The sequence below is a fragment of the Diaphorobacter sp. B2A2W2 genome, from assembly GCF_056730635.1.
In genome coordinates this window covers 81,828-103,424 of record NZ_JBWZOR010000006.1, presented here as the reverse complement: position 1 = coordinate 103,424, position 21,597 = coordinate 81,828, and the positions used below count along the sequence as shown (strand labels likewise).

Genomic DNA, 21,597 nt, shown 5'->3' with positions numbered 1-21,597 from the left:
GTCGCCGTCCCGGGCCATGCTGCGCGCGGACGACCGGCGCTCGGCCGTTCATCTCCGGTAGGGGTTGTCGGGCCGGCGGTCGTGGCGGTTGGGCACGCCGTCGCCATCGCGGTCCCAGCCGCCGCGCACGAAGCGCCATTGGTCACCGCGCTGCACCCAACGCGGCTGGCGGTAATGGTGGCCGTGGCGCACCTGCATCCACTGGCCGGGCACCCACACATGGCGGTGGCCGCGCCATTCCCAGTGGCCCTGCGACCAGACCATGCCGCGGCGCGGCGGGGGCACGCGCTCGTAGCGTGGAGGCGGTGGCGCGTGGTATTGCACCGCATAGGCGGGCGGTGCCGAGTAGTGGGGCGTGCCGGCCTGGATCACGACGGTGGCGTTGGTGGCCGCATGCGCGGCGCCTGCCAATGACAGCAGGGCGACGAGGCTGCCGGCTGCGGCAAGGGTGGTGGTGCGGACCATGGTGTTCTCCTGTGTTGTGGGATGCGGCGCGGGGCGCTGCGGGAGACTCCATGCTGCGGCCCGCATGTCAACGTTTCGGCCGCGTTGTTGCATCCCCGGCAAAGGTTTGTGAGCAGGTGTGACGGCGGCCTTCCGGCGGGCAGGATTCAGGTGCTGGAAAGGCTGCAGCCCTTGTCTGAGAAGCGCCACAAGCTCCTTTTTCAATAGTGAGAGAGGCGCGACCAGTGCGCGGCGAGGCGCCGCGGTGCTTGGCGCACCGCCCGCCACGCCACGATTGGTTGCATGTACCGTGGGATTGACCCCTCTGGGGCCGCCCCCCAAGATCAAACACCGCACACGGCTTGGAGAACTGGGGGCTTTGCATGGACACGCCCAACTGGGCCCTGGTGGCCAATGGCTCGATGGCGCGCCTGCTGGAGCTTGACCCTGCGGCAGCCACGCACTGGACGGAAAGGCAATGCCTGACGCATCCGGCCGCCCGCCTGCATGGCAGTGCGGCGGGGCATGAGCCGCCCGGACATTCGATCGCAGGACGCAGCGGTCTGGCGCCGCGCAGCGAGGCCGCCGCGCAGGAGCGGCGCACCTTCGCGCGCGAGGTGGCCCACGCGCGGCGCGAGGCCGTGGGCACGGCCGAGCGCAGCCGCGTGGCCGTGTTCGCGTCCAACCCCTTCCTGGGCGAGCTGATGGAACAGCTGGATGGTGTCACCCACCAGCGGCTGGTGGCCAGCCATGCAAAGGACCTGACGCACCAGAGCTTGCAGGAGCTGGCGCGGCATTTGCAGGCGGAACGCGGCAGCTGACACGGCCCCGGTGTGAGGACCGACCATGCGCGCCATGGTGCTGGACGGACCCGGCCAGCCGCTGCGGCTGGCGGAGTTGCCGTGCCCCGTTCCGCAGGCAGGCCAGTTGCTGCTGGCAGTGCAAGCCTGCGGCGTGTGCCGCACGGACCTCCATCTGCGTGACGGCGAGCTGCCGGACGCGGTGTGGCCCCTTGTGCCGGGGCATGAGATCGTGGCCCGTGTCGCCGGCCTGGGGCCGGGCGTGCGGGGCTGGCGGCAGGGACAGCGGGTAGGCGTTCCTTGGCTGGGGTGGACCTGCGGGCACTGCCGGTTCTGCACCAGTGGGCGCGAGAACCTGTGCGTGCAGGCGTGTTTCACGGGCTACCAACTGCCGGGAGGCTATGCCGAGTACACGCTGGCCGATGCGCGCTACTGCCTGCCCCTGCCCGAGGCCCCCGCGCCCGAGCATCTCGCACCGTTGCTGTGTGCCGGCCTCATCGGCTACCGCGCGCTGCGCATGGCCGGCGATGCAGGGCGGCTGGGCATCTATGGCTTTGGTGCGGCCGCACACCTCATCACCCAGCTGGCGTGCGGGCAGGGCCGGGCGGTCTATGCCTTCACCCGCCCTGGCGATGGCGCCAGCCAGGCGTTTGCCCTGAGTCTGGTGCATGCTGGGCGGGCGGCAGCGATGCGCCGCCCCCCGAGCCACTCGACGCGGCATTGATCTTTGCACCCGCCGGCGCGCTGGTACCGCTGGCACTGCGGCATCTGGACAAAGGGGGCTGCGTGGTGTGCGCGGGCATCCACATGAGCGATATCCCCGGCTTCCCTTATGCCTGGCTGTGGGGCGAGCGCAGCATCCGCTCCGTGGCCCATCTGACGCGCGCCGACGGGCAGGCGTTTTTCGAGGCCATCCGCCAGGCACCGCCGCGCACCGAGGTCCGTGTGTTCCCGCTGGAGCAGGCCAACGAGGCGCTGGAACAGTTGCGCCGTGGGGCCTTCCAGGGCGCGGCGGTGTTGCGCGTGGCGGGTGATGAGGCCGCGTGGACTGCGGAGTAGGAGACGGGCATGGTGTCGCTGCGGGAGCATTCCGTGCGCATCCCGGCCGGGAGCGCGGAGATCGAGGGCGTGCTGGTGCTGCCCGCCGCGCCCATCGGACTCGTGTTGTTCGCCCATGGCAGCGGCAGCAGCCGCTTCAGTCCGCGCAATGTCCATGTGGCCCGGGCATTGCACGCGCGGGGCATCGGCACCTTGCTGCTGGATCTGCTCACCCTGGAGGAGGATAGCGACTACCTCGCACGCTTTGACATCGCGCTGTTGGCCCGGCGCCTGGACGCGGCCACGCGCTGGGCCAGCGGCCAGCCGCTCACCCACGGGCTGCCCCTGGGGTATTTCGGTGCCAGCACTGGCGCCGCTGCGGCGCTGGAGGCGGCGGCACGGCAGGGGGCGGACCTGCGCGCCGTGGTGTCACGCGGTGGGCGGCCCGATCTGGCCTCCGGCGAGGCCCTGGCGGGTGTGGCCTGCCCCACCTTGCTGTTGGTGGGCAGTCGCGATACCGAAGTGCTGGCGCTGAACCGGCAAGCCGCCTCGCATCTGCGCTGCATGCACCACCTGAGCGTGGTCCGGGGGGCGACCCATCTCTTTGAGGAACCAGGCACCCTGGACGTGGTGGCCCAGCAGGCCGCAGACTGGTTTGCCATGCACTTGCCTTCGCCGCAGGGCTTGGGGGGCTGAGGGAGCTGAACCAGTACGCCGTGCCGGGGTGCCCCGGCGGCTTCGATCTGTCGCGTCCCGCGGCATGACCAAGCACACCGGACTCACGCCCGACTTTTGAGCAGGGCGACCACGTCGTCGTCCTCCACCTGCGCAAAGTGCTGGTAGAACTGGCCCACGGCCTGGAAGTGGCGCGGTGCCTGCAGGCACAGCACCTCGTCCGCCAGCGGGCGCACCAGCGCCAGCGCCTGCGGCGATGCCACCGACACCGCGCACACCAGTCGCGCCGGGTGGCGCTGGCGCAGGCTGTGCAGCGCGGCGACCATCGTGGCGCCGGTAGCGAGTCCATCGTCCACCACGATCACGGTGCGCCCCGCGGGATCCAGCGGCGGGCGCACCGGCGTGTACTGGGCGCGCCGGTGGCGAATGACCTCAAGCTGCCGGTCCTTCTCGGCGGCAAGGTAGTCGGCCCCCGCACCCGTGCCGGCGGCATGCGGAGCCAAATACACCCAGCCGCTTTCATCCACGGAGCCAATCGCCAGCTCAGGCTGGTAGGGCGCACGCAGTTTGCGCACCAGCACCACGTCGAAGTCCCCCTGCAGCGCCTGCGCCAGGGCGCGTGCCATGGGCGCCGCGCCGCGGGGAATCGCCAGCACCAGGGGGCGCTGGCCGCGATAGGACTGCAGCCGCTGCGCCAGCTGGTGGGCGGCGTCCAGCCGGTCCCGAAAGACCTGGGGCTCTGATGCGTGCCTCATGGCGCGGGCGCCGGCTGCACAAGGTCGATGCAGAACTCAGGCTCATAGGGCGGCACATGGCAGTCGATGATGCTGTCGGGGGCGACCTGCAGCCGCAGCCCCACCACATCGGCATGCACCGGCAGACGGGCCACGCAGCGGTCCACGAGCACCGCGACATGGATCTGGCGAGGCTGCTGGCGGGCAAGGTACTGCAATACGCGCAGCAGCGAATGCCCGCCGTACAGCACGTCGTCCACCACGAGCAGGTGGTGATTCGCCAGATCGGGCGCCGCCGCTTCGGCGGGTTCGTCGAGCCGGGTTTCCGGGTACAGCAGCGTGAGGTCGTCGGCATAGCGCTTGACCGACAGGTCCAGCCGCAGTGGCGGCGCCAGGCCGTGGCGTTGCACCAGCAGGTCGGTCAGGCGATGGGCGAGAGGCGCGCCGCGCCGCAGGATGCCGATCACGGCCAGGGGCTCCCGCGGCGGCAGCCGGGCGGCGATCTGCCGGGCCATGGCCTGCAGCACCGTTTGCAATGCGGCTTCGTCATACAGGCAGGTGCGGAGGGGGGCGGATGGGTGCATGGCAACCTCCAGGAGCGGCAGCCGCCACCGGGGGTGACGGATGGTCCAGTGTGGGCACCGCGAAGGGGGAAGTCAATGGCAGGCCGACTGCGTCGGGTTTTGGGTGTTTTAAGGCGCTGGCACCCGTCCATCAAGCGCCATAAGCTATTAATATAGGAGCATCACGGCCTTGCGGTGCGGCGCATCTGGGCAAAGGCCTCGAACTCCCAGCTGCGCATGGCCAGCAGCAGGGTGTAGCCCTCGCGCTCACGCTCGGGCAGGCGCTGGTCGGCCAGGTGCTGCTGCGCGAAATCCTGGGCCACGCGTTGCAGCCGCTCGGTGAAGGCCGGCGCCAGGCTGCGTGCGATGGAGCCGTGCACCAGCAGCACGCCCTCGCCCGGCGCGTCGAAGCCGCCGTTGAAGTAGTCCAGCAGTGCATGGTCGCGGAAGTAGTGCATCACCGGCCCGTGCGGGCGCCAGCGGAAGGTCTTGGCAAGCTTCAGGCGGTAGCGGTTGAGCGGTCGCAGTTCGATGATGCCGATGCGGTCGAGCTGCGCCAGGTACTGGATGCCCTCGGCCTCGCTCAGCCGGTAGGTGGTGGTGATCTGCTCCAGGGTCCACTGGCTCAGCACGCAGATCGCCATCAGCAGCAGCTTCTTGTCGGCCACCACAGCCTTTTCCTGCTCCTGCGTCAGCTCGCTCAGCAGCGGCTGGCTGTCGGCCACGCGCCGCGCCAGGTCGGCAAAGTCCAGCCGCAGCACGCGGCAGATGGCGTCGATGCGCGACAGCGGCATGTCGCCCTTGGCCAGCATGCGCTTGACGCTGGACTCGGCCATGCCCAGCGCCTGTGCCAGGCTGGCATAGGTCATCTGGGCGGACTTGAGTTCCTTCTTCAGGGCGATGACGAGGTCGGCGGTGGTGCTCATGGGGCGTGGAACGTAAAAAGTATCGAATGGCGATACCTTAAGTGTGATCCAAGCCACAAAGGCCCACAAGCGTCTGGCCTGCGCGGGCTTTGTGCGCACAATGCGCGGCACCTTCACACCCCAGCACACCGCATATGAGCGCGCAGCACCCCGTGACCTTGTCGCCCACCGCCCAGCCTGCCGAGGCGGCGGCGCACCCCAACCAGTTCGCGCTGCTGCGCCAGCGCCGCTTCGCGCCGTTCTTCTGGACGCAATTCGCCGGCGCGGCCAATGACAACCTGTTCAAGTTCGCCTTCACGGTGATGGTGACCTACCAGCTCAGCGTGTCGTGGATGCCGCCGGCGCTGGCGGGACTGGTGATCGGCGCGCTGTTCATCCTGCCGTTCCTGCTGTTTTCCGCCACGGCAGGGCAGCTCACGGACAAGTACGAGAAGACGCGCATCATCCGCTTCGTGAAGAACCTGGAGATCGCCATCATGCTGGTGGCGGGCGCGGGTTTCGTGGCCGGCAGCGCGGCCATCCTGCTGGGCTGCGTGTTCCTGATGGGGCTGCATTCCACGCTGTTCGGCCCCGTGAAGTTCGCCTACCTGCCGCAGGCCTTGAACGAGCGCGAGCTGACGGGCGGCAACGGCATGGTGGAGATGGGCACCTTCGTCGCCATCCTGCTGGGTAACGTGGCGGGCGGTCTGCTGGTGGCGCTGCCGGGCATCGGCCACACCACGGTGGCGTTGGCCTGTCTGGCGCTGGCTTTGCTGGGCCGCTTGGTGGCGCAGTTCATTCCACCAGCACCGGCCACCGACCCGGGCCTGACGGTGAACTGGAACCCGGTGAGCGAGACGTGGCGCAACCTGAAGCTGGCGCACGGCAACACCGTGGTGTTCCGCTCGCTGCTGGGCATCTCGTGGATGTGGTTCTTCGGCGCGGTGTTCCTGTCGCAGTTCCCCAGCTTCGCCAAGGACGTGCTGCATGGCAACGAACAGGTGGCGTCGCTGCTGCTGGTGGTGTTCTCGGTGGGCATCGGCATCGGCTCGCTGCTGTGCGAGGTGCTCTCGCGCCGGCATGTGGAGATCGGCCTGGTGCCGCTGGGCGCCATCGGCATGAGCGTGTTCGCCATCGACCTGTACTTCGCCTCGCGGGCCCTGCCGCCGTCGGAGGTGCTCACCCTGGCGGCCTTCGCGGCGCAGCCCGCGCACTGGCGCGTGATGGCCGACCTGCTGCTGCTGTCGCTGTTCGCGGGCCTGTACAGCGTGCCCATGTACGCGTTGATCCAGATGCGCAGCCAGCCCACGCACCGCGCGCGCATCATCGCCGCCAACAACATCCTCAACGCGCTGTTCATGATCGCCAGTGCCGTGCTCGCGGGGGCGCTGCTGTCGGCGGGCTTCACGGTGCCGCAGATCTTCCTGTTCACCGGCATCGCCAATGCGGTGGTGGCGTTCTACATCTTCCTGCTGGTGCCCGAGTACCTGCTGCGCTTCGTGGCCTGGGTGCTGTCGCGCTGCATCTACCGTTTCAAGGTGCGCGGCGACGAGCACATTCCCACGGAGGGCGCGGCCATCCTGGCCTGCAACCATGTGAGCTTCGTCGATGCCGTGCTGCTGATGGCGGCCAGCCCGCGCCCCATCTACTTCATCATGGACCACCGCATCTTCCGCATCCCGGTGCTGGGTGCGCTGTTCCGCCTGGCCAAGGCCATTCCCGTCGCGCCGCAAAAGGACGATGCCGCCACCTACGAAGCCGCGTTCGAGCGCGCGGCCCAGGTGCTGAAGGACGGCGACCTGCTCGCCATCTTCCCCGAGGGCGGCATCACGCGCGACGGGCAACTGCAGGCGTTCAAGGGCGGCATCATGAAGATCATCGAACGCGCGCAGGCCGACGGCGTGCAGGCGCCGGTGGTGCCCATGGCGCTGACCAACCTGTGGGGCTCGTTCTTCAGCCGCATCGAGCAGGGCGGCGCCATGGTGCGGCCGTTCCGCCGCGGCATGTTCAACCGCGTGGGGCTGAACGTGGGCGCACCGCTGCCGGCTGCCGAGGTGCAGCCAGCCCTGCTGCGTGAGCGGGTGGCGGGGCTGCTTCAGATCAGCGCCTGAGCCAGCAGGCGCCCCAGGGCCTGCGCATCCGCTGCGGCTTCAGCCGTTGCGAAAAAGAAAGCTGTACGCGTTCAGGGCCGGCACGCCGCCCAGATGCGCGTACAGCACCTTCGATCCGGCCGGGAATTCGCCGTTGCGCACCCGCTCGATCATGCCGTGCATGGACTTGCCTTCGTACACCGGGTCCGTGAGCATGCCCTCCTGGCGCGCACACAGGCGGATGGCCTCCAGCGTGCCTTCATTGGGCAGGCCGTATTCTGGGCCGCCGTAGCGCGTGTCCAGCACCACATCCTCGGCAGTGATGTCCTGGCCCAGCTCCACCAGATCGGCGGTGCTCTGCGCGATGCGCAGGATCTGCGCGTGGGTCTTCTCGGGCGTGGCCGATGCGTCGATGCCGATCACCCGGCGCGCGCGCCCTTCGGCGGCAAAGCCCACCACCATGCCCGCCTGCGTGCTGCCCGTGACCGAGCACACGACGATGTAGTCAAACCGAAAGCCCAGCTCTTTTTCCTGCTGGCGCACCTCTTCGGCAAAGCCGACGAAGCCCAGGCCGCCATAAGGGTGCTCGGAGCAGCCAGCAGGAATGGGAAAGGGCTTGCCGCCGGCCTGCTTCACGTCCGCCATGGCCTGCTCCCAGCTCGGGCGGATGCCGATGTCGAAGCCCGCCGCGTCCAGGCGCACGTCGGCGCCCAGGATGCGGCTCATCTCGATGTTGCCGACGCGGTCGTACACCGCGTCGCTGTAGTTCACCCAGTTCTCCTGCACCAGCACGCACTTGAGCCCCAAATGCGCGGCCACGGCGGCCACCTGGCGCGTCTGGTTGGACTGGATGCCGCCGATGGACACCAGCGTGTCGTAGCCGCCGGCAATCGCCTCGGGGATCAGGTACTCCAGCTTGCGCGTCTTGTTGCCGCCGAAGGCCAGGCCGGAGTTGCAGTCCTCGCGCTTGGCGTACAGATCCACCTTGCCGCCCAGGTGCTGCGACAGGCGCTTGAGCGGCTGGATGGGCGTGGGGCCGAAGGTCAGGGGATGGCGGGGGAATTTCTGCAGGTTCATGGCGGTGTTCCGGTCGATGGGGAAGGTGCCTTGCATCGTAGGAAAACCGCGCATTAACAGGGTTGTGAAATAAGATGATCTCAAGAATCAAAAAGAGTACTCAACGCCAAATAGCAGTATTTCATTTCTCCAATCAAGCCATGGCCGCAATAAAAAAACGCAACATGAATGCCGCGGTAGAGGGCGCTGAGGTGGACCGCACCGACCGCGCCATCCTGCGCCTGCTGCAGCGCGACGCGTCGCTGTCCAACGTGGCCCTGGCGGCCAAGGTGCACCTGAGCCCGCCGGCCTGCCTGCGCCGCGTGGAGCGGCTCAAGCGGCTGGGCTTCATCGATGGCGTGGTGGCGCGGCTGAACCCGCAGGCGGTGGGTGCGGGCATGCTGGTGATGATCGGCGTGGTGCTGGACCGCTCCACGCCCGAGTCGTTCTCGGCCTTCGAGAAGGCGGCGGCCAAGATCTCGGGCTGCATGGAATGCCACGTGGTCACGGGCGAGTTCGACTACTTCATGCTGATCCGCACGCGCGACAGCGAGAGCTTCAACCGCCTGCATGCCGAGCAGCTGCTGTACCTGCCGGGCGTGCGGTAGGTGCGCTCGTTCATGGTGCTGCGCAACGTGCTGTCCACCACCGAGCTGCCGCTGGCGATCTGAATGTGGTATCGCATGGCGATACTTTTCGCCGCTGGATAGGTTACTGCGTCGGAATATCGGCTGCTTTGGCGCCGCGCGCCGCAGTATCCGCCCCGTGTTCAACCAACGCCTGCGGGCACCGACCACCATGCATTCCTCTACCCCCACCCTCCAGCGCGACACGCGGGCCTGGCAGTTTCAGGTGTGGGCCTCGTTCGGCATCGCCGTGTTTCTGTGCGCCACCGGCCTGGCCTGGTTGCCGGGCGAGCGGCTGGAGGTGGCCTTCATGTTCATGGGCTACGTGTTCTGCCTGTCGGCGGCCTTCATGCTGGCCAAGTTCGTGCGCGACAACCAGGGCGCGCGCCGCGGCGCTGGCCAGGGTGGTGGCGACACCCCGCTGTGGAAGCTCGTCGTCTGGGGCGGCTTTGCGGTGGCCATGGGGCTCACCGGCTGGGGGCTGTGGGGCATGGCGATCAGCGCCACCTACAAGGCCTTTTTGGGCGTGAGCTGGCTGTACCTCATCACCTGCGCGTTCACGCTGGCCAAGATGCTGCGCGACCGCCACGAGGCGGATCTGGCCGACGCCCGCCTGCGCAGCCGCCTGCAGGCCCGCACCGAGGCCGCTGAATGATGCCCGCCGCGCAGGAGACCCACATGCCAACCCTTTTTCGCAAGACCTTCGCCCCCGCGCTGCTGGCGCTGGGCCTGCTGTGCGGCGCGGCGCTGCCGGCGCGGGCGCACAGCGAGGCCTCTGCAGCGCTGTCGCTGATGCCGGTGGCCTCCGTGGTCGTGGCCGCGGGCGGGGCGTCCGCGGCGGCGGGCGCCGTAGTGGCCCTGCCGGCGGCGCTGTCGGTGGGCGGCGCGGTGCTCACGGTGAAGGCCGTGCAGGCCTCGGCCACGGGCACGGTGTACCTGCTGGAGCGTGCATCGGACGGCGCCCAGGCCAGCGTGGAGGTGTCGGGCCGCGCCGCCGGTGCCGCCAGTGGTGCCGTGGGCACGGTGCTCACCTGCAGCGTGATCGGCACGGGCGTGATCCTGTCGGCCGCGGGCGAGGTGCTGGCCTTCGTGCCCAACGCGCTGGGCCGCGCGCTGCTGCACAACGAAAGGCTCTGACCATGCGCACCCTGCACTGGATCGCGGCCGCCGCCCTGGCACTGGCGGCCATGGCGGCACATGCGGGCCGCTCCTGCGAGCCGCACAAACCCACGGCGCAGACCATCGCACAGGGCATGCAGCTGGCGCAGCAGACGGCCCAGGCGCTGGACGCCAGCGGCGCCCGCGTGGTGGTGCTGGCGCGCGCGGGGCAGGACTTGTCCCGCTACGGCCTGCGCTACTCGCACCTGGGCTGGGCCTACAAGACGCCCGAGGGCCCGTGGCGCGTGGTGCACAAGCTCAACGATTGCGGCACCGCCGTGGCCGCCGTGTACCGCCAGGGGCTGGGCGAGTTCTTCCTGGACGACCTGTGGCGCCATGAGGCCGTGTGGGCCGTGCCCACGCCCGCCGTGCAGCAGGCGCTGCTGCCCGTGCTGGCCGACGGCACGCGCGCCACGCGGCTGCACCAGCGTGTCTACAGCATGGTGAGCTATGCGTGGGGCACGATCTACCAGCAGTCCAACCAGTGGGCGCTGGAGACCCTGGCCCTGGCCATGGAGCCCGAGCGCGCCCAGACCCGCGCGCAGGCCCAGGCCTGGCTGCGGCTGCAGGGCTACCAGCCCACGGTGCTGCGCATCGGGCCGCTCACGCGGCTGGGCGGGCGCATGACGGCGGCCAACGTCGCCTTCGACGACCATCCGCCCGCGCAGCGCTACGCCGACCGCATCGAGACCGTGACGGTGGACTCCGCCCTCGCATGGCTGCAGCATGCGCGGCTGGCGGGTGCCCCGCAGGTGCAGGTGCTGGGTCCGGAGAAGTTTTAAGCAAAAATGGGCTCCTGCGCTTATCCATCAAGCGCGAGCAGCTACTATTCCAATAGCAAACATCGTGAGGGATCACACATGAGCAAGGCATTGCGACTGTCGGAGAAATGGTTTCGCCGCGGCCTGTGGCTGGTGGCGCTGGTGTTCGCCAGCTTTCTGATCGGGCTGGGCGGCACCATCGTGGGCGACCTGCCCAAGGTGGAGGCGCCCCTGCAGCTGGACGACTTCCTGGACCGCAACGCCGCCCAGGCGCTGCGCGCCCAGGTGAAGGAAGCGCGCCAGGCCGAGCAGGAGGCCCAGACCGCGCTGGAGCAGGCCCGGCTGCAGCACGCCAAGGCGCGCAGCGAGACGCAGGCCGAGCGCGAGACCTTCAGCAACTGGCTGGCCGCACGCCGCGCCACCCAGCGCGCCGAGCACGACCCCGAGGTGATCGCGCGCACCCAGGCGCTGGACGCCCTCAAGGGCCAGGAGCGCCGGGCCCAGCAGGCCGTGCAGGCGCAGGACCAAGCCCTGCTGGACGCGCGCCAGACCGCGCAGGCCGCGCAGCAGCGCCTGGGGCGCCTCGAGCAGGGCGGTTACGAGAAGATGGCCGCCGAGCGGCGCAAGGTGGAGTTGCGCGTGTTCCTCTACCGCCTGGCGCTCACGCTGCCGCTGCTGGTGGCGGCAGGCTGGCTGTTCGCCAAAAAGCGCAAGAGCACCTGGTGGCCGTTCGTGTGGGGCTTCATCTTCTTCGCGGTGTTCGCGTTCTTCGTGGAGCTGGTGCCCTACCTGCCCAGCTATGGCGGCTACGTGCGCTACGTGGTGGGCATCGTGGTCACGGCGCTGGTGGGGCGCTACGCCATCCTTGCGCTCAACCGCTACCTGGAGCGCCAGAAACAGGCCGAGGCCCTGCCCGAGCAGGAGCGCCGCAAGGAGCTGGGCTACGACGTGGCCCTGGCGCGCCTGGCCAAGGGCGTGTGCCCGGGGTGCGAACGGCTGGTGGACCTGAAGGACGGGGTGACCGACTTCTGCCCGCACTGCGGCATCGGCCTGTTCGACCGCTGCGGTGCCTGCGGCACGCGCAAGAGCGCCTTCGCCCGTTTCTGCCATGCCTGCGGGGCCGGTGCGGCGCCGTCCGGGATGGCCTCGCCCGGTGTGGCCCCTGCCGGTGCGGTCCCCTCGGGCATGCCGCCCGCCGGCGCGGCCCCCGCCGGTACGCCACCCCAGGGTGCGATGCCCGGCGCGGCAGGGAATCACTAGGCGGCGCAGGCCTGGTGCAGGTCCAACGCGTTGGCAGCTGCCGCGCCGCTGGCCGTGTTGTCGAAGATGCACCAGACGCTGCGCGCCGCCAGGGCGGCGACCCGCAGCCGTGCCGCTAGCGCGTCGACCAGCGCCGCGTCATAGGCCGAGTAGTACACGCGCGGTGCGCCGTGCAGCCGGCAGTAGACCAGGCCGGGCCAGCCACCGGGCACCTCGCCGCCCGCATGCAGCACCGGGTCGGCGAGCACGCGGCCGGCCTGCCAGGCGCGCAGCAGCGCGTCGCCCTCCGGTGTGAACCAGCTGGCGTGGCGCGGCTCCACGGCAACGCTGCCGTGCGGATGCCGTTCGCGCAGGCCGCGCAGGAACGCCTCGGCGACGGGCCGGTCGAGCCGCAGGCTGGGCGGCAATTGCACCAGCAGACAGCCCAGGCGCTCCTCCAGTCCCTGCGCCTGCGCCAGGAAAGCCTCCAGCAGCGCGTCCGTGCCCTTCAGGCGCGCCGTGTGCGTGATGCTGCGTGGCAGCTTGACGCTGAAGCGGAACGTTGGCGGCGTGGACGCGGCCCAGCGCTCGTAAGTGCTGCGCTGGTGGGGGCGGTAGAACGATGAATTGATCTCCACGGCGGGCAGCCGGGCGGCGTAGCGCTCCAGGTGCGAGCCTTCGGCCGGGAACCGGTGTCGGCTGCCCTGCGGCACGTTCCACCCCGCGGTGCCGATGTGCAGCGGTGCGGCCGTCGACGGTCGGGTGTCCATCGCGCCAGCATAGGAAGGATGGCGCGGCGCCGCGCGCGGAATGCGCAGGCCCTCGCCGTCAGCCGCCGCCTACGCGGCGCTATACGCCGCGTGCGCGCTCGGCCTTGAAGCGCGCGCGGAATGCGCCGAACTGGCCGGCATCCAGCGCTTCGCGCACCTCGCGCATCAGGTTCAGGTAGTAGTGCAGGTTGTGGATGGTGGTGAGCATGGGCCCCAGCATCTCGCCGCAGCGGTCCAGGTGGTGCAGGTAGGCGCGCGAGAAGCCGCCGCGGCCCCCGTCGTTCCAGCTTACGCCCTCGGTGCCCGCGCAGGCGTGGCAGGTACAGCTCGGGTCCAGCGGCTGGTGGTCGGTCTTGTGGCGGGCGTTGCGGATTTTCAGGTCGCCATAGCGCGTGAACAGCGTGCCGTTGCGCGCATTGCGCGTGGGCATCACGCAGTCGAACATGTCCACGCCCTGGGCCACGCCCTCCACCAGATCCTCGGGCGTGCCCACACCCATCAGGTAGCGGGGCTTGTGCGCGGGCAGGCGGTGGGGGGTGTGCGCCATGATGTCCAGCATCTCGTCCTTGGGCTCGCCCACGCTCACGCCGCCCACGGCGTAGCCGGGGAAGTCCATCTCCACCAGGGCTTCGAGCGATTCCTGGCGCAGGTTCTTGTACATGCCGCCCTGCACGATGCCGAACAGCGCGTTGGGGTTGCCCAGGCGCTCGAATTCATTCTTGGAACGCACCGCCCAGCGGCGGCTCATCTCCATGCTCTTGCGCGCCTCGGCCTCGGTGGTCTTGTGGCCGTTGGTCTCGTAGGGCGTGCACTCGTCCAGCTGCATCACGATGTCGCTGTTGAGCGTGGTCTGGATCTGCATGCTCACCTCGGGGGACATGAACAGCTTGTCGCCGTTCACGGGTGACGCGAAATGCACGCCTTCTTCGGTGATCTTGCGCATGCTGCCCAGGCTCCAGACCTGGAACCCGCCCGAGTCCGTGAGGATGGGCTTGTCCCACTGCTCGAAGCCGTGCAGACCGCCAAAGCTCTGCATCACGTCCAGGCCGGGCCGCATCCACAGGTGGAAAGTGTTGCCCAGGATGATCTGCGCGCCCATCTCGCGCAGGCTGCGCGGCATCACGCCCTTGACGGTGCCGTAGGTGCCCACGGGCATGAAGATGGGGGTCTGCACCACGCCGTGGTTGAGCGTGAGCGTGCCGCGGCGCGCGTGGCTGGAGGTGTCGGTGGCCAGGATTTCAAACTTGAGCATGGGCGCGATTGTCCCAGACTGCACCGGCGGGGATTGGTGCCCGTAGCGCCCCGCGCGGCCTACACTGACCCTATCGACACAGCATTGCAAGGAGGTGCCCCCATGTTCCGAATCCTGATCGCCGTTGATGGCTCCGAACTCGCGCTCGACGCCGTGCGCCATGGCGTGGCCCTGGTGCGCCGCGGCGGCCTGCAGGCCACGCTGGTACTGGGCCATGTGCAGGAAGAGGCCTCGCTGATCGAGCTGGCCACGCAGGGCGCGGACGCCGTGGCCGCCGCGAGCGTGGAGGCCGGCCAGCACCTGATGGCGTCGGCCGTGGCGATGGTGGAGGCCGCGGGCGTGCCGTATGAGACCGAGATCGGTCTGGGCCCCGTGGCGGCCACGCTGGTGGACATGGTGGAGCGCTGCGGCTGCGACGCGCTCATCATCGGCGCGCGCGGCCTGGGCGGGCTGCGCGGCACGCTGCTGGGCTCGGTGTCGCAGGCGCTGGTACAGCAAAGTCCCGTGCCCGTCACCGTGGTCAAGCATGCGGAGCCGGAGGAACTGCCCGAGGATGACGACCAGGACGACGACCTAGGTGCGCAGGATTGACACCAGAAACAACGGGTCCCGCGGGACCCGTTGTGCTATTGAATCAAGAGCTGCTGGCGCAGATGGACAGGGCGTTCAGGCCGCTTTTTTCCATTGCTGCGCCGCGCGCTGCAGCTTGCCGTGCGGCAGGCTGGCCAGGCGCGTGAACATGCGCCGGCAGTAGCCGCTGATCCACAGGCATTTGTTGAGCTCGTCCACGGGCAGCGGGCCGGAGACGACCACGATGTCGTTGGCCACGTCCGCCGCGCCAGCGGCGCGCAGGCGCCGGCGCGTGTGCGTGGCCCAGGACTGGATGCGTGCCGGGCTGCCGTGCTGGTGCACCTCGCCGGTGTGCAGGTCGAAGGCAATGGCCACGGTGTCGGTCTTGAGCTTGAAGCGACGCTCGCCCGTGACTGCGCTGGGCGTTTCGCGCATGTCGTACAGGTAGTAGCTGCCGGCCTTCAGCTGGTATTGCAGGTCCATGGTCGTCGTCCTCCGGGCTGCATTGTGCGGACGGCGCTGGCCGGTGATGGGGCGAATACCGCGCGAAAGCAGGCGCTTATTGCGCAGGGCGCGGGCCCGCCCCCGGCGGCGCCGGGGTGCGCCCGATTGTGTCGGCGCACCGCGGCGCCTTCAACCTGTCGGCCCGGTCAAAGGGTAACCGGTTGTGATCGGGCCGGCAGGCGCGAGCGGCGCGCCCGCCCATCCATTCGCGCTGTGGGGTTCAGAAATCCACCAGGCTCAGGCCTACGCTGAACACGGTGCGCTTGCGGTTGTAGTCGATCAGGCTGTCGCCGTAGCCCGTGAACAGCTGGGTGTGCAGGCGCAGGTTGGTGCGGTTGCCCACCAGGCTGGTTCCGAGGGTTTGCAGCCATTCCAGCCGTGCCGAGCCGCGCCCGGTCGCCCCCAGCGAATGCCGTGCGGTCAGCGCCAGGGTGTTGTCCTTGTCCACGTTCCAGGTCAGGCCCAGCTCGGCCCGGCCCACGTAGTTGCTGATGCCGGGGTTGTCGTCGCTGTCCGCGCTCTCGTGCAGGCGCTTCCACAGGCGGCCGGTGACGGTCCAGCGGTTGTCCAGCTCCATGCCGGTCATCAGGTACACGCGGTTCCAGCTGCGCGACAGCGGCAGGCTCTGGCCGTTGGACTGGTGCACCAGGCCGATGCCGCTGTAGCGCCAGCGCCAGCCGAAGGGCAGCTTGGCGTCGGTGGGGTACACGTACATGATCTCGGGCTCGTGGTCCGTGTTGCGGAACGGCCGCGAGATGCCCGGCGAGAACAGCTGCCAGTACGACTGCTGCGTGTAGCCCGCCCACAGCGAGTCGCGCAGCGTGGGGTGGCCGCGCGTGAGCAGGCCCTGCGCGAGCTTGGTACGCACCGACAGCTGCACGCGCATCTCGGTCTTGCGGTAGTCCACCTCGCTGGTGGCGTTGTTGTCCGGGCTGCCCGAGGTGGGCAGGCGGTTGACGCTGGTGGCGCCCACGACGGACACGCTCATGGGCCGGTAGCCGCGAAAGCGGAACGCCCCGCAGTCGCTGCCCGTCTCCAGCTCCCAGAAGCGCGACAGGGTGCTGTACTGGCCGTCGCGGCAGCCGTCCACCTGCGCCACGTCGATGATGCGCGTGGCCGGCAGCGTGGCGTCCACCGGCGGGGGCGGCGCCTGCGTGGCGGCGGCGGGCTGGGCGCTGGCCGAAGCGGGCGGCGCCTGCCAGCTCTGCTCGCCGGCCCACTGGTCAAAGCAGGCCAGGCGTGCCTGGCTGTCACCGGTGAGGGCGGCGCACTGGCGCCAGCCGGCCACCCGGTTGACGGCGGGGGCTGCGGCGGTTTCGGCCCAGCTGACCAGCGGCAGGGCCGTGCCCAGCAGCGCGGTGGCCAGGCCCAGGCGGGACAGGGGGTGTGAAGGCTGTGTCATGGTCGGATGATGCGCGTGGTCGGTGACGGCTGGCATGCAGGTCAGGGCCGGGAAGGGGCCTGCTTGCGCAGGGTGAAGGTGTAGGGCCGGTCGGCCTCGTCGGTCCATTCGCCGCGGATCTCGCGCGCGCAGCTGCCCTCGACGACGTCGCCGCTCCAGTTGCCGCTGACCCGCGTGCCGTCGCGCGACTCTTCCATGGTGAGCCGGCCCTGGTGCACGTCGCCCACCACCACCGAGGTGAAGCCCGGCCACTGGATGCGTCCCTTCACCGTGCCGTCCCATTCGGGGTGGGGGCCCAGTTCCAGCAGCACGGGCTCGGCCATGCCGTCCAGCCGCGCCTGCCAGCGGCCCACCAGTTCGGGCTGCTCCATCTGCGCGGCCGTGGGGCAGGTCGGGCGGGGAGGTTGAGAGGGTTTTTGGGCACAAGCGCTTACCAGTAAAGCGCTAGTAGCTATCAAAAATATAGTTTTCAGCATGTGTTCAGGGCGTGGCGGGACTGGGGGAGGCCTGGGCCTTGCGCGCGAATTCTTCACGCAACTGGCGCAACTTGTCGCGTGGGTTCTCGCGCGCCGTGGCGGCGTCCAGTTTCATCTCGGCAATGAAGCGGCTGGGCTGGCAGGCCACCATCTCGCGCCCCTTCTTGCGTTTCTTGGTCCAGCTCACGGCCAGCGTGCGCTGGGCGCGGGTGATGCCCACGTACATCAGGCGGCGCTCCTCCTGCAGGCGCTGCAGGATGTCGTCACTCACCTTCTGCTGGCGGCCATCGTCATCGTCCAGCTTGAAGGGCAGCATGCCTTCGGTTACGCCGGCCAGGATCACGTGCGGCCACTCCAGCCCCTTGCTGGCATGCAGCGTGGACAGCACCACCATGTCCTGCTCCTGTTCGCGCTCGGAGATGGTGGACAGCAGGGCGATGGTCTGCGCCACCTCCAGCAGGCTCTTGGTCGCGGCCTGCACCGTCGCGCCCGCGGTGTCGTCGATCTGGCCGCCCGCGCGCTGCGCCATCCAGTCGCAGAACTCCAGCACGTTGCTCCAGCGCGCGGCGGCCACCTTTTCGCTGTCCTCGCTGTCGTACAGGTGCTGCTCGTAGCCCATGTCCTTGAGCCAGTCGGCCAGGAAGGCACGCGCGGCTTCGTGGCCGTGCGTGTGGCGTGCGCGGTGCTCCAGGTCGTTGACGGTGCGGCCGAACTCCAGCAGGCCTTCCAGGCCCCGCTTGGGGATCACGGCGGGCAGCATGGCGTTGAATAGCGCGCCGAACATGCTTTGCTTGTGCTGCGTGGCGAACTCGCCCAGCGCCGCCAGTGTGGTGTGGCCCACGCCGCGCCGCGGGCTGGTGACGGCGCGCAGAAAGGCCGGGTCGTCGTCGTTGTTGATCCACAGGCGGAACCACGCGCACAGGTCCTTGATCTCGGCGCGGTCGAAGAAGCTGGTGCCGCCCGAAACCTTGTAGGGGATGTTGGCCTTGCGCAGGGCCTTCTCGAACGGTTTGGCCTGGTGGTTGGCGCGGTAGAGGATGGCGAAGTTCTTCCACGCCGGCGGTGGATTGCTGGCTGCCCGCAGGCCCTGGATGCGCGCCACGGCGCGCTCGGCCTCATGCTCCTCGTTGTCGCAATCGACCACGCGCACGGGCTCGCCCTCGCCCAGCTCGCTGAACAGCGTCTTGGGAAACAGCTTGGGATTGGGCTGGATGACGTGGTTGGCCGCGCGCAGGATGGCGCTGGTCGAGCGGTAGTTCTGCTCCAGCTTGATGACGTTGAGCTGCGGGAAGTCCTGCGGCAGCTTCTTCAGGTTGTCCAGCGTGGCGCCGCGCCAGCCGTAGATGCTCTGGTCGTCGTCGCCCACGGCGGTGAAGCGCGCGCGTTCGCCCACCAGGTATTTCAGCAGCTCGTACTGCGTGGCGTTGGTGTCCTGGTACTCGTCCACCAGCACGTGGCCCAAGAGGCGCTGCCACTTCTCGCGCACCTCGGGGTGGTGGCGCAAGAGGCGCATGGGCATGCCGATCAGGTCGTCGAAATCCACGCTCTGGTAGGCCGTCAGGCGCTCCTCGTAGCGCTGCATGATCAGGGCGATGCTGCGCTCATGGTCGTCCTGGGCCATGGCCAGCGCCTTGCGCGCGTCCCAGCCCTGGTTCTTCCAGTTGCTGATGGTCCATTGCCACTGGCGCGCGGTGGCCAGGTCGGTGGTGCCGCCCGCGCAGTCCTTGAGGATGCCCGTCACGTCGTCCTGGTCCAGGATGCTGAACGAGGGCTTGAGGCCCAGCACATGGCCGTCCTCGCGCACCATGCGCACGCCCAGGGCGTGGAAGGTGCACACCAGCACGTCCTTGGCCTGGCGGCCGATCAGGCCGGCGGCGCGCTCGCGCATCTCGGCCGCGGCCTTGTTGGTGAAGGTGATGGCGGCGATGCGCCGGGGCGCCAGGCCCGTCTCGATCAGCCGCGCGATCTTGTGCGTGATCACCCGCGTCTTGCCCGAGCCCGCGCCCGCCAGCACCAGGCACGGGCCCTCGGTGTAGTGCACTGCCTGCAACTGAGCAAGATTGAGACCGGACATGGATGCAGCGGGAGGAACGGGGGCGCGCCTGCGCCACGGGCTGCGGCGGGCGGCGGGTGAGAGGGAGAACAGCGGGTGTGCATGATAGCGGCGTGCGCGCACCAGGGTGATTGCCCGGGGTGGCACGCCCGGTGACAAGGCGTTTCAGCGCGCGGCGGCGCTGCGACAATCGCGCCCGTGCTGTCCGTCCTGCTGATCACCTTCCCCTTCTTCGCCCTCGTGCTGTGCGGTTACCTGGCCACGCGGGCCGGGGCGCTGCCGGTGTCCGCCATCGGGGGGCTGAACAGCTTCGTGCTGTATTTCGCGCTGCCATGCATGCTGTACCGCTTCGGCGCCAGCACGCCCATCGCACAGCTGCTGGACCCGGCCGTCGCCGGGCTGTACCTGCTGTGTGCGCTGCTCATGGTGGGCGGCACGGTGGCCCTCACGCTGCGGCGCCGGGGGTGGAACGATGCGGCCTTCGGCGCGCTGGTGGCTGCCTTTCCCAACACCGGCTTCATGGGCGTTCCGCTGCTGGTGGCGTTGCTGGGCGAGGCCAGTGCCGGCACCGTGATCGTGGTGCTGGCGGTGGACCTGGTGATCACCAGTTCGGCGTGCATCGCGCTGTCGCGCCTGGATGGCGCGGGTGCGCACGGCGTGGCCGTGGCGCTGCGCAACGCGCTGCGCGGCATGGCCACCAACCCCATGCCCTGGTCCATCGTGCTGGGCGGCGTGGCGTCGGTCCTGCAGTGGCAGCCGCCGGGCCCCGTGGATCAGACCCTGGCCATGCTGGCGGGCGCGGCATCGCCGGTGGCGCTGTTCACCATTGGCGCGGTGCTGGCGCGCTCGCAGATGAACCAGCAGGAATACGTGCCGCCGGGCCAGTACGTGCCGATCGCGCTGGCCAAGCTCGTCGTGCACCCGCTGCTGGTGTGGTGCGTGGGACGTGCGGCGATGGCGCTGGGGGTGGACCTGTCGCCGTTCACGCTCACGGTGATGGTGCTGCTGGCCGCGCTGCCCAGCGCGAGCAACGTGGCGCTGCTGGTGGAGCGCTTCGGGGCCCACGGCGGGCGCGTGGCGCGCATCATCCTGGTGAGTACGGCGCTGGCGTTCGTCAGCTTTTCGGCGGCCGTTGCGCTTTTGACTTGACCTGTTTACTTCTGTTTTGATAGCTATAAGCGCTTACGGCATAAGCGTTGAGTGGCAAAAAATCGAGAAATCTTCTCAGCAGGCCTGGCGCACCGATTGGACGAGGACGTCCCGCACGTAGTGCATCCCGACCATCGCCCCTGCCCAGACCAGGCCTTCGACACAAAGCTGGAGCCGGAACGCCTGCCGGTACATCCGCGTGGTCACGGTATGCAGCGCTTTGGCCACGATGGGCAGGGGCGCGACGAGCGATACGGCGTAAACGGCGGCCTTCCAGCCCTGCAGGTACGTGCCGAAGGGCTTCGACCCGTGGCACAGGAGGATGGCTCCTTGGCCTTGCCAGTCGCCGTACGCCTGCCAAAGCCCCATCACGTTGAGAAAGCTGAAAAACGCCATCGCCACCAACCAGATAGAGGCCAGGTTGCCGTCCACCACGTTCCAACTCGGGGCATCGGCGCGTTCCGCTTTCTGCTGCGGGTTCTCCTTACGGCGCGCGCCTTCAGTGCGGATCACCTCTTCGGCAGCGTCCACGGCCAGGTCCAGCCACTGGCGCCACGTGCGCACGCGGGGCTGTTCGCCCAGCGCTGCGGCATAGACGCAGGCGTCGTCCACGCACACCTGCTTGTCAGGGGTGATGCGGTCGGCTGGCAAATACCAGTCCTTGGACTTGCGCGGCAGCCGTACCACGAAGACGGTGGTGGTCATGATCGTTTGCCGAAAGCCCGTGGGGCGATGTAGCAGCTCGATGGCCATCCAGTCGAATCCTCGATGCCGGCCCTTCACGATCCACTGCGGGCCCACCACAACTAGGCCCAGCCGTTGCCAGAGCGGGTCTGAAAAGCTCTCGAGTAGACCGCGCGGCGGCTTCTCCTTGAAAGCCATTCACAAGTCCTCCAGGTCGGCGTCGTCCTGCGCCGCGCGCCTGATCTGAATCCCCACCGTGACGGCCGTGACCGCGCAGATCAGCAGGTTCCAGGGGCCGGGCACGCCGAAGATGGCCGTACCCCCTACGGCAACGCCCACAACGACCGCCATGCGCAGGAAACCGTAGTCTTCGCAAAATCGGAGGGTGTGCGCCAGCGCAAGGTAGATCAGGATCAGCATCACCGGCCAGAAAAACAGGCTGGCGATCATCAGTGCCATCAGGCCCGTGCCGTCGGTTTCTGCGAACCAGGCTGCCCAGACCCAGTTGGTGACCAGCGTGGCCACGGTCAGTGCGACGGTGCTCCAAAGCGGAGGCAGAATGTCTTGGTAGCGGTTCATTCGGTGAGTTGTCCCGAGTATGCCGGTGGGCGGTGCTGCGCAGTGTGGGCAGCGCGGGCGAGTATGGCG

At 69.0% G+C, this 21,597-nt stretch carries 23 protein-coding genes and 1 pseudogene; 11 read left to right on the top strand and 13 right to left on the bottom strand.

The annotated features are described in order from the left end of the window. Positions 1 to 48: 48 nt before the first annotated feature. A complete protein-coding gene (locus AC1PPL_RS12040) occupies positions 49 to 465 on the bottom strand; it encodes a YXWGXW repeat-containing protein (RefSeq protein ID WP_103738087.1) in 417 nt (138 codons plus the stop codon). Between the two features lie 362 nt (positions 466 to 827). On the opposite strand from AC1PPL_RS12040, the gene AC1PPL_RS12035 reads away from it, so the two are divergent. The 3 genes and pseudogenes from AC1PPL_RS12035 to AC1PPL_RS12025 all read left to right on the top strand — a co-directional run bounded on the left by AC1PPL_RS12035 (position 828) and on the right by AC1PPL_RS12025 (position 2,978). Next, positions 828 to 1,265 (top strand): host attachment protein, encoded by a 438-nt coding sequence (locus tag AC1PPL_RS12035; protein WP_479973343.1) that lies wholly within the window; start codon positions 828 to 830, stop codon positions 1,263 to 1,265. A gap of 25 nt (positions 1,266 to 1,290) precedes the next feature. Continuing rightward, positions 1,291 to 2,303: pseudogene (locus tag AC1PPL_RS12030) on the top strand (zinc-dependent alcohol dehydrogenase family protein). Between the two features lie 18 nt (positions 2,304 to 2,321). Continuing rightward, the gene (locus tag AC1PPL_RS12025) at positions 2,322 to 2,978 is read left to right on the top strand and encodes a dienelactone hydrolase family protein (RefSeq protein WP_479973400.1); all 657 of its coding nucleotides are present in this window, start codon (positions 2,322 to 2,324) and stop codon (positions 2,976 to 2,978) included. A gap of 83 nt (positions 2,979 to 3,061) precedes the next feature. Here AC1PPL_RS12025 and AC1PPL_RS12020 read toward each other — a convergent pair whose 3' ends face one another. The 3 genes from AC1PPL_RS12020 to AC1PPL_RS12010 all read right to left on the bottom strand — a co-directional run bounded on the left by AC1PPL_RS12020 (position 3,062) and on the right by AC1PPL_RS12010 (position 5,180). Continuing rightward, a complete protein-coding gene (locus AC1PPL_RS12020) occupies positions 3,062 to 3,712 on the bottom strand; it encodes a phosphoribosyltransferase (protein WP_479973342.1) in 651 nt (216 codons plus the stop codon). Then, complete coding sequence (locus AC1PPL_RS12015) at positions 3,709 to 4,275, bottom strand: bifunctional pyr operon transcriptional regulator/uracil phosphoribosyltransferase PyrR (protein WP_287803437.1); 567 nt, start codon at positions 4,273 to 4,275, stop codon at positions 3,709 to 3,711. Before AC1PPL_RS12015 ends, AC1PPL_RS12020 begins: the two co-directional genes overlap by 4 nt. Positions 4,276 to 4,436: 161 nt before the next feature. Then, complete coding sequence (locus AC1PPL_RS12010) at positions 4,437 to 5,180, bottom strand: helix-turn-helix domain-containing protein (protein WP_047349278.1); 744 nt, start codon at positions 5,178 to 5,180, stop codon at positions 4,437 to 4,439. A 134-nt stretch (positions 5,181 to 5,314) separates the two neighbouring features. On the opposite strand from AC1PPL_RS12010, the gene AC1PPL_RS12005 reads away from it, so the two are divergent. Beyond that, positions 5,315 to 7,270 (top strand): MFS transporter, encoded by a 1,956-nt coding sequence (locus AC1PPL_RS12005; RefSeq protein WP_479973341.1) that lies wholly within the window; start codon positions 5,315 to 5,317, stop codon positions 7,268 to 7,270. A gap of 39 nt (positions 7,271 to 7,309) precedes the next feature. Here AC1PPL_RS12005 and AC1PPL_RS12000 read toward each other — a convergent pair whose 3' ends face one another. Then, complete coding sequence (locus tag AC1PPL_RS12000; protein ID WP_479973340.1) at positions 7,310 to 8,326, bottom strand: 1-aminocyclopropane-1-carboxylate deaminase; 1,017 nt, start codon at positions 8,324 to 8,326, stop codon at positions 7,310 to 7,312. A 140-nt stretch (positions 8,327 to 8,466) separates the two neighbouring features. On the opposite strand from AC1PPL_RS12000, the gene AC1PPL_RS11995 reads away from it, so the two are divergent. The 5 genes from AC1PPL_RS11995 to AC1PPL_RS11975 all read left to right on the top strand — a co-directional run bounded on the left by AC1PPL_RS11995 (position 8,467) and on the right by AC1PPL_RS11975 (position 12,110). After that, positions 8,467 to 8,913, top strand: coding sequence for an Lrp/AsnC family transcriptional regulator (locus tag AC1PPL_RS11995; protein ID WP_479973339.1), 447 nt, complete (start codon positions 8,467 to 8,469; stop codon positions 8,911 to 8,913). A gap of 190 nt (positions 8,914 to 9,103) precedes the next feature. Next, positions 9,104 to 9,586, top strand: a complete 483-nt coding sequence (locus AC1PPL_RS11990; protein WP_015914406.1) for a YiaA/YiaB family inner membrane protein — start codon at positions 9,104 to 9,106, stop codon at positions 9,584 to 9,586. Between the two features lie 23 nt (positions 9,587 to 9,609). Continuing rightward, the gene (locus tag AC1PPL_RS11985) at positions 9,610 to 10,068 is read left to right on the top strand and encodes a hypothetical protein (RefSeq protein WP_172208781.1); all 459 of its coding nucleotides are present in this window, start codon (positions 9,610 to 9,612) and stop codon (positions 10,066 to 10,068) included. Positions 10,069 to 10,070: 2 nt separating this feature from the next. Next, entirely contained in the window at positions 10,071 to 10,871 is an 801-nt protein-coding gene (locus tag AC1PPL_RS11980) for a DUF2145 domain-containing protein (RefSeq protein WP_479973338.1), read from the top strand. A gap of 78 nt (positions 10,872 to 10,949) precedes the next feature. Then, a complete protein-coding gene (locus tag AC1PPL_RS11975) occupies positions 10,950 to 12,110 on the top strand; it encodes a serine endopeptidase (protein ID WP_479973337.1) in 1,161 nt (386 codons plus the stop codon). On the opposite strand, the gene AC1PPL_RS11970 is transcribed toward AC1PPL_RS11975, so the two are convergent. Then, positions 12,107 to 12,859, bottom strand: a complete 753-nt coding sequence (locus AC1PPL_RS11970; RefSeq protein ID WP_479973336.1) for a DUF72 domain-containing protein — start codon at positions 12,857 to 12,859, stop codon at positions 12,107 to 12,109. The genes AC1PPL_RS11975 and AC1PPL_RS11970 overlap by 4 nt on opposite strands. 79 nt (positions 12,860 to 12,938) lie before the next feature. Beyond that, positions 12,939 to 14,111: a tRNA guanosine(34) transglycosylase Tgt gene (gene tgt / locus AC1PPL_RS11965; protein WP_015914401.1), complete on the bottom strand. Its 1,173-nt coding sequence runs from the start codon at positions 14,109 to 14,111 to the stop codon at positions 12,939 to 12,941. 102 nt (positions 14,112 to 14,213) lie between these two features. Here tgt and AC1PPL_RS11960 point away from each other — a divergent pair, with 102 nt between their 5' ends. Next, complete coding sequence (locus tag AC1PPL_RS11960; RefSeq protein WP_088888240.1) at positions 14,214 to 14,702, top strand: universal stress protein; 489 nt, start codon at positions 14,214 to 14,216, stop codon at positions 14,700 to 14,702. 75 nt (positions 14,703 to 14,777) lie between these two features. On the opposite strand, the gene AC1PPL_RS11955 is transcribed toward AC1PPL_RS11960, so the two are convergent. The 4 genes from AC1PPL_RS11955 to AC1PPL_RS11940 all read right to left on the bottom strand — a co-directional run bounded on the left by AC1PPL_RS11955 (position 14,778) and on the right by AC1PPL_RS11940 (position 19,137). After that, on the bottom strand, positions 14,778 to 15,164 hold the full coding sequence (locus AC1PPL_RS11955; protein WP_011806955.1) for a hypothetical protein: 387 nt from the start codon (positions 15,162 to 15,164) through the stop codon (positions 14,778 to 14,780). Positions 15,165 to 15,405: 241 nt separating this feature from the next. Then, positions 15,406 to 16,587: a phospholipase A gene (locus tag AC1PPL_RS11950; RefSeq protein ID WP_479973335.1), complete on the bottom strand. Its 1,182-nt coding sequence runs from the start codon at positions 16,585 to 16,587 to the stop codon at positions 15,406 to 15,408. Between the two features lie 41 nt (positions 16,588 to 16,628). Next, positions 16,629 to 16,958: a hypothetical protein gene (locus AC1PPL_RS11945; RefSeq protein ID WP_238526544.1), complete on the bottom strand. Its 330-nt coding sequence runs from the start codon at positions 16,956 to 16,958 to the stop codon at positions 16,629 to 16,631. Between the two features lie 109 nt (positions 16,959 to 17,067). Continuing rightward, positions 17,068 to 19,137: an ATP-dependent helicase gene (locus AC1PPL_RS11940; protein WP_479973334.1), complete on the bottom strand. Its 2,070-nt coding sequence runs from the start codon at positions 19,135 to 19,137 to the stop codon at positions 17,068 to 17,070. A 177-nt stretch (positions 19,138 to 19,314) separates the two neighbouring features. Between AC1PPL_RS11940 and AC1PPL_RS11935 the strand changes: the two genes are divergently transcribed. Then, positions 19,315 to 20,265, top strand: coding sequence for an AEC family transporter (locus tag AC1PPL_RS11935; RefSeq protein WP_088888243.1), 951 nt, complete (start codon positions 19,315 to 19,317; stop codon positions 20,263 to 20,265). Between the two features lie 75 nt (positions 20,266 to 20,340). Here AC1PPL_RS11935 and AC1PPL_RS11930 read toward each other — a convergent pair whose 3' ends face one another. Beyond that, positions 20,341 to 21,147 (bottom strand): hypothetical protein, encoded by an 807-nt coding sequence (locus AC1PPL_RS11930; protein WP_479973333.1) that lies wholly within the window; start codon positions 21,145 to 21,147, stop codon positions 20,341 to 20,343. Continuing rightward, on the bottom strand, positions 21,148 to 21,528 hold the full coding sequence (locus AC1PPL_RS11925; protein WP_479973332.1) for a hypothetical protein: 381 nt from the start codon (positions 21,526 to 21,528) through the stop codon (positions 21,148 to 21,150). Positions 21,529 to 21,597 lie beyond the last annotated feature (69 nt).

Bases quoted from the DNA above. Each gene is read 5' to 3' on its own strand.
- AC1PPL_RS12010 (WP_047349278.1), bottom strand. From the start codon at position 5,180: ATGAGCACCACCGCCGACCTCGTCATCGCCCTGAAGAAGGAACTCAAG.
- AC1PPL_RS12035 (WP_479973343.1), top strand. From the start codon at position 828: ATGGACACGCCCAACTGGGCCCTGGTGGCCAATGGCTCGATGGCGCGC.
- AC1PPL_RS11930 (WP_479973333.1), bottom strand. From the start codon at position 21,147: ATGGCTTTCAAGGAGAAGCCGCCGCGCGGTCTACTCGAGAGCTTTTCA.
- AC1PPL_RS11995 (WP_479973339.1), top strand. From the start codon at position 8,467: ATGGCCGCAATAAAAAAACGCAACATGAATGCCGCGGTAGAGGGCGCT.
- AC1PPL_RS12000 (WP_479973340.1), bottom strand. From the start codon at position 8,326: ATGAACCTGCAGAAATTCCCCCGCCATCCCCTGACCTTCGGCCCCACG.
- AC1PPL_RS12020 (WP_479973342.1), bottom strand. From the start codon at position 3,712: ATGAGGCACGCATCAGAGCCCCAGGTCTTTCGGGACCGGCTGGACGCC.
- AC1PPL_RS12015 (WP_287803437.1), bottom strand. From the start codon at position 4,275: ATGCACCCATCCGCCCCCCTCCGCACCTGCCTGTATGACGAAGCCGCA.
- AC1PPL_RS11925 (WP_479973332.1), bottom strand. From the start codon at position 21,528: ATGAACCGCTACCAAGACATTCTGCCTCCGCTTTGGAGCACCGTCGCA.
- AC1PPL_RS11960 (WP_088888240.1), top strand. From the start codon at position 14,214: ATGTTCCGAATCCTGATCGCCGTTGATGGCTCCGAACTCGCGCTCGAC.
- AC1PPL_RS11980 (WP_479973338.1), top strand. From the start codon at position 10,071: ATGCGCACCCTGCACTGGATCGCGGCCGCCGCCCTGGCACTGGCGGCC.
- AC1PPL_RS11985 (WP_172208781.1), top strand. From the start codon at position 9,610: ATGCCAACCCTTTTTCGCAAGACCTTCGCCCCCGCGCTGCTGGCGCTG.
- AC1PPL_RS12040 (WP_103738087.1), bottom strand. From the start codon at position 465: ATGGTCCGCACCACCACCCTTGCCGCAGCCGGCAGCCTCGTCGCCCTG.
- AC1PPL_RS11975 (WP_479973337.1), top strand. From the start codon at position 10,950: ATGAGCAAGGCATTGCGACTGTCGGAGAAATGGTTTCGCCGCGGCCTG.
- AC1PPL_RS11950 (WP_479973335.1), bottom strand. From the start codon at position 16,587: ATGACACAGCCTTCACACCCCCTGTCCCGCCTGGGCCTGGCCACCGCG.
- AC1PPL_RS11970 (WP_479973336.1), bottom strand. From the start codon at position 12,859: ATGGACACCCGACCGTCGACGGCCGCACCGCTGCACATCGGCACCGCG.
- AC1PPL_RS11990 (WP_015914406.1), top strand. From the start codon at position 9,104: ATGCATTCCTCTACCCCCACCCTCCAGCGCGACACGCGGGCCTGGCAG.
- AC1PPL_RS11955 (WP_011806955.1), bottom strand. From the start codon at position 15,164: ATGGACCTGCAATACCAGCTGAAGGCCGGCAGCTACTACCTGTACGAC.
- AC1PPL_RS11940 (WP_479973334.1), bottom strand. From the start codon at position 19,137: ATGTCCGGTCTCAATCTTGCTCAGTTGCAGGCAGTGCACTACACCGAG.
- AC1PPL_RS12005 (WP_479973341.1), top strand. From the start codon at position 5,315: ATGAGCGCGCAGCACCCCGTGACCTTGTCGCCCACCGCCCAGCCTGCC.
- AC1PPL_RS11945 (WP_238526544.1), bottom strand. From the start codon at position 16,958: ATGGAGCAGCCCGAACTGGTGGGCCGCTGGCAGGCGCGGCTGGACGGC.
- tgt (WP_015914401.1), bottom strand. From the start codon at position 14,111: ATGCTCAAGTTTGAAATCCTGGCCACCGACACCTCCAGCCACGCGCGC.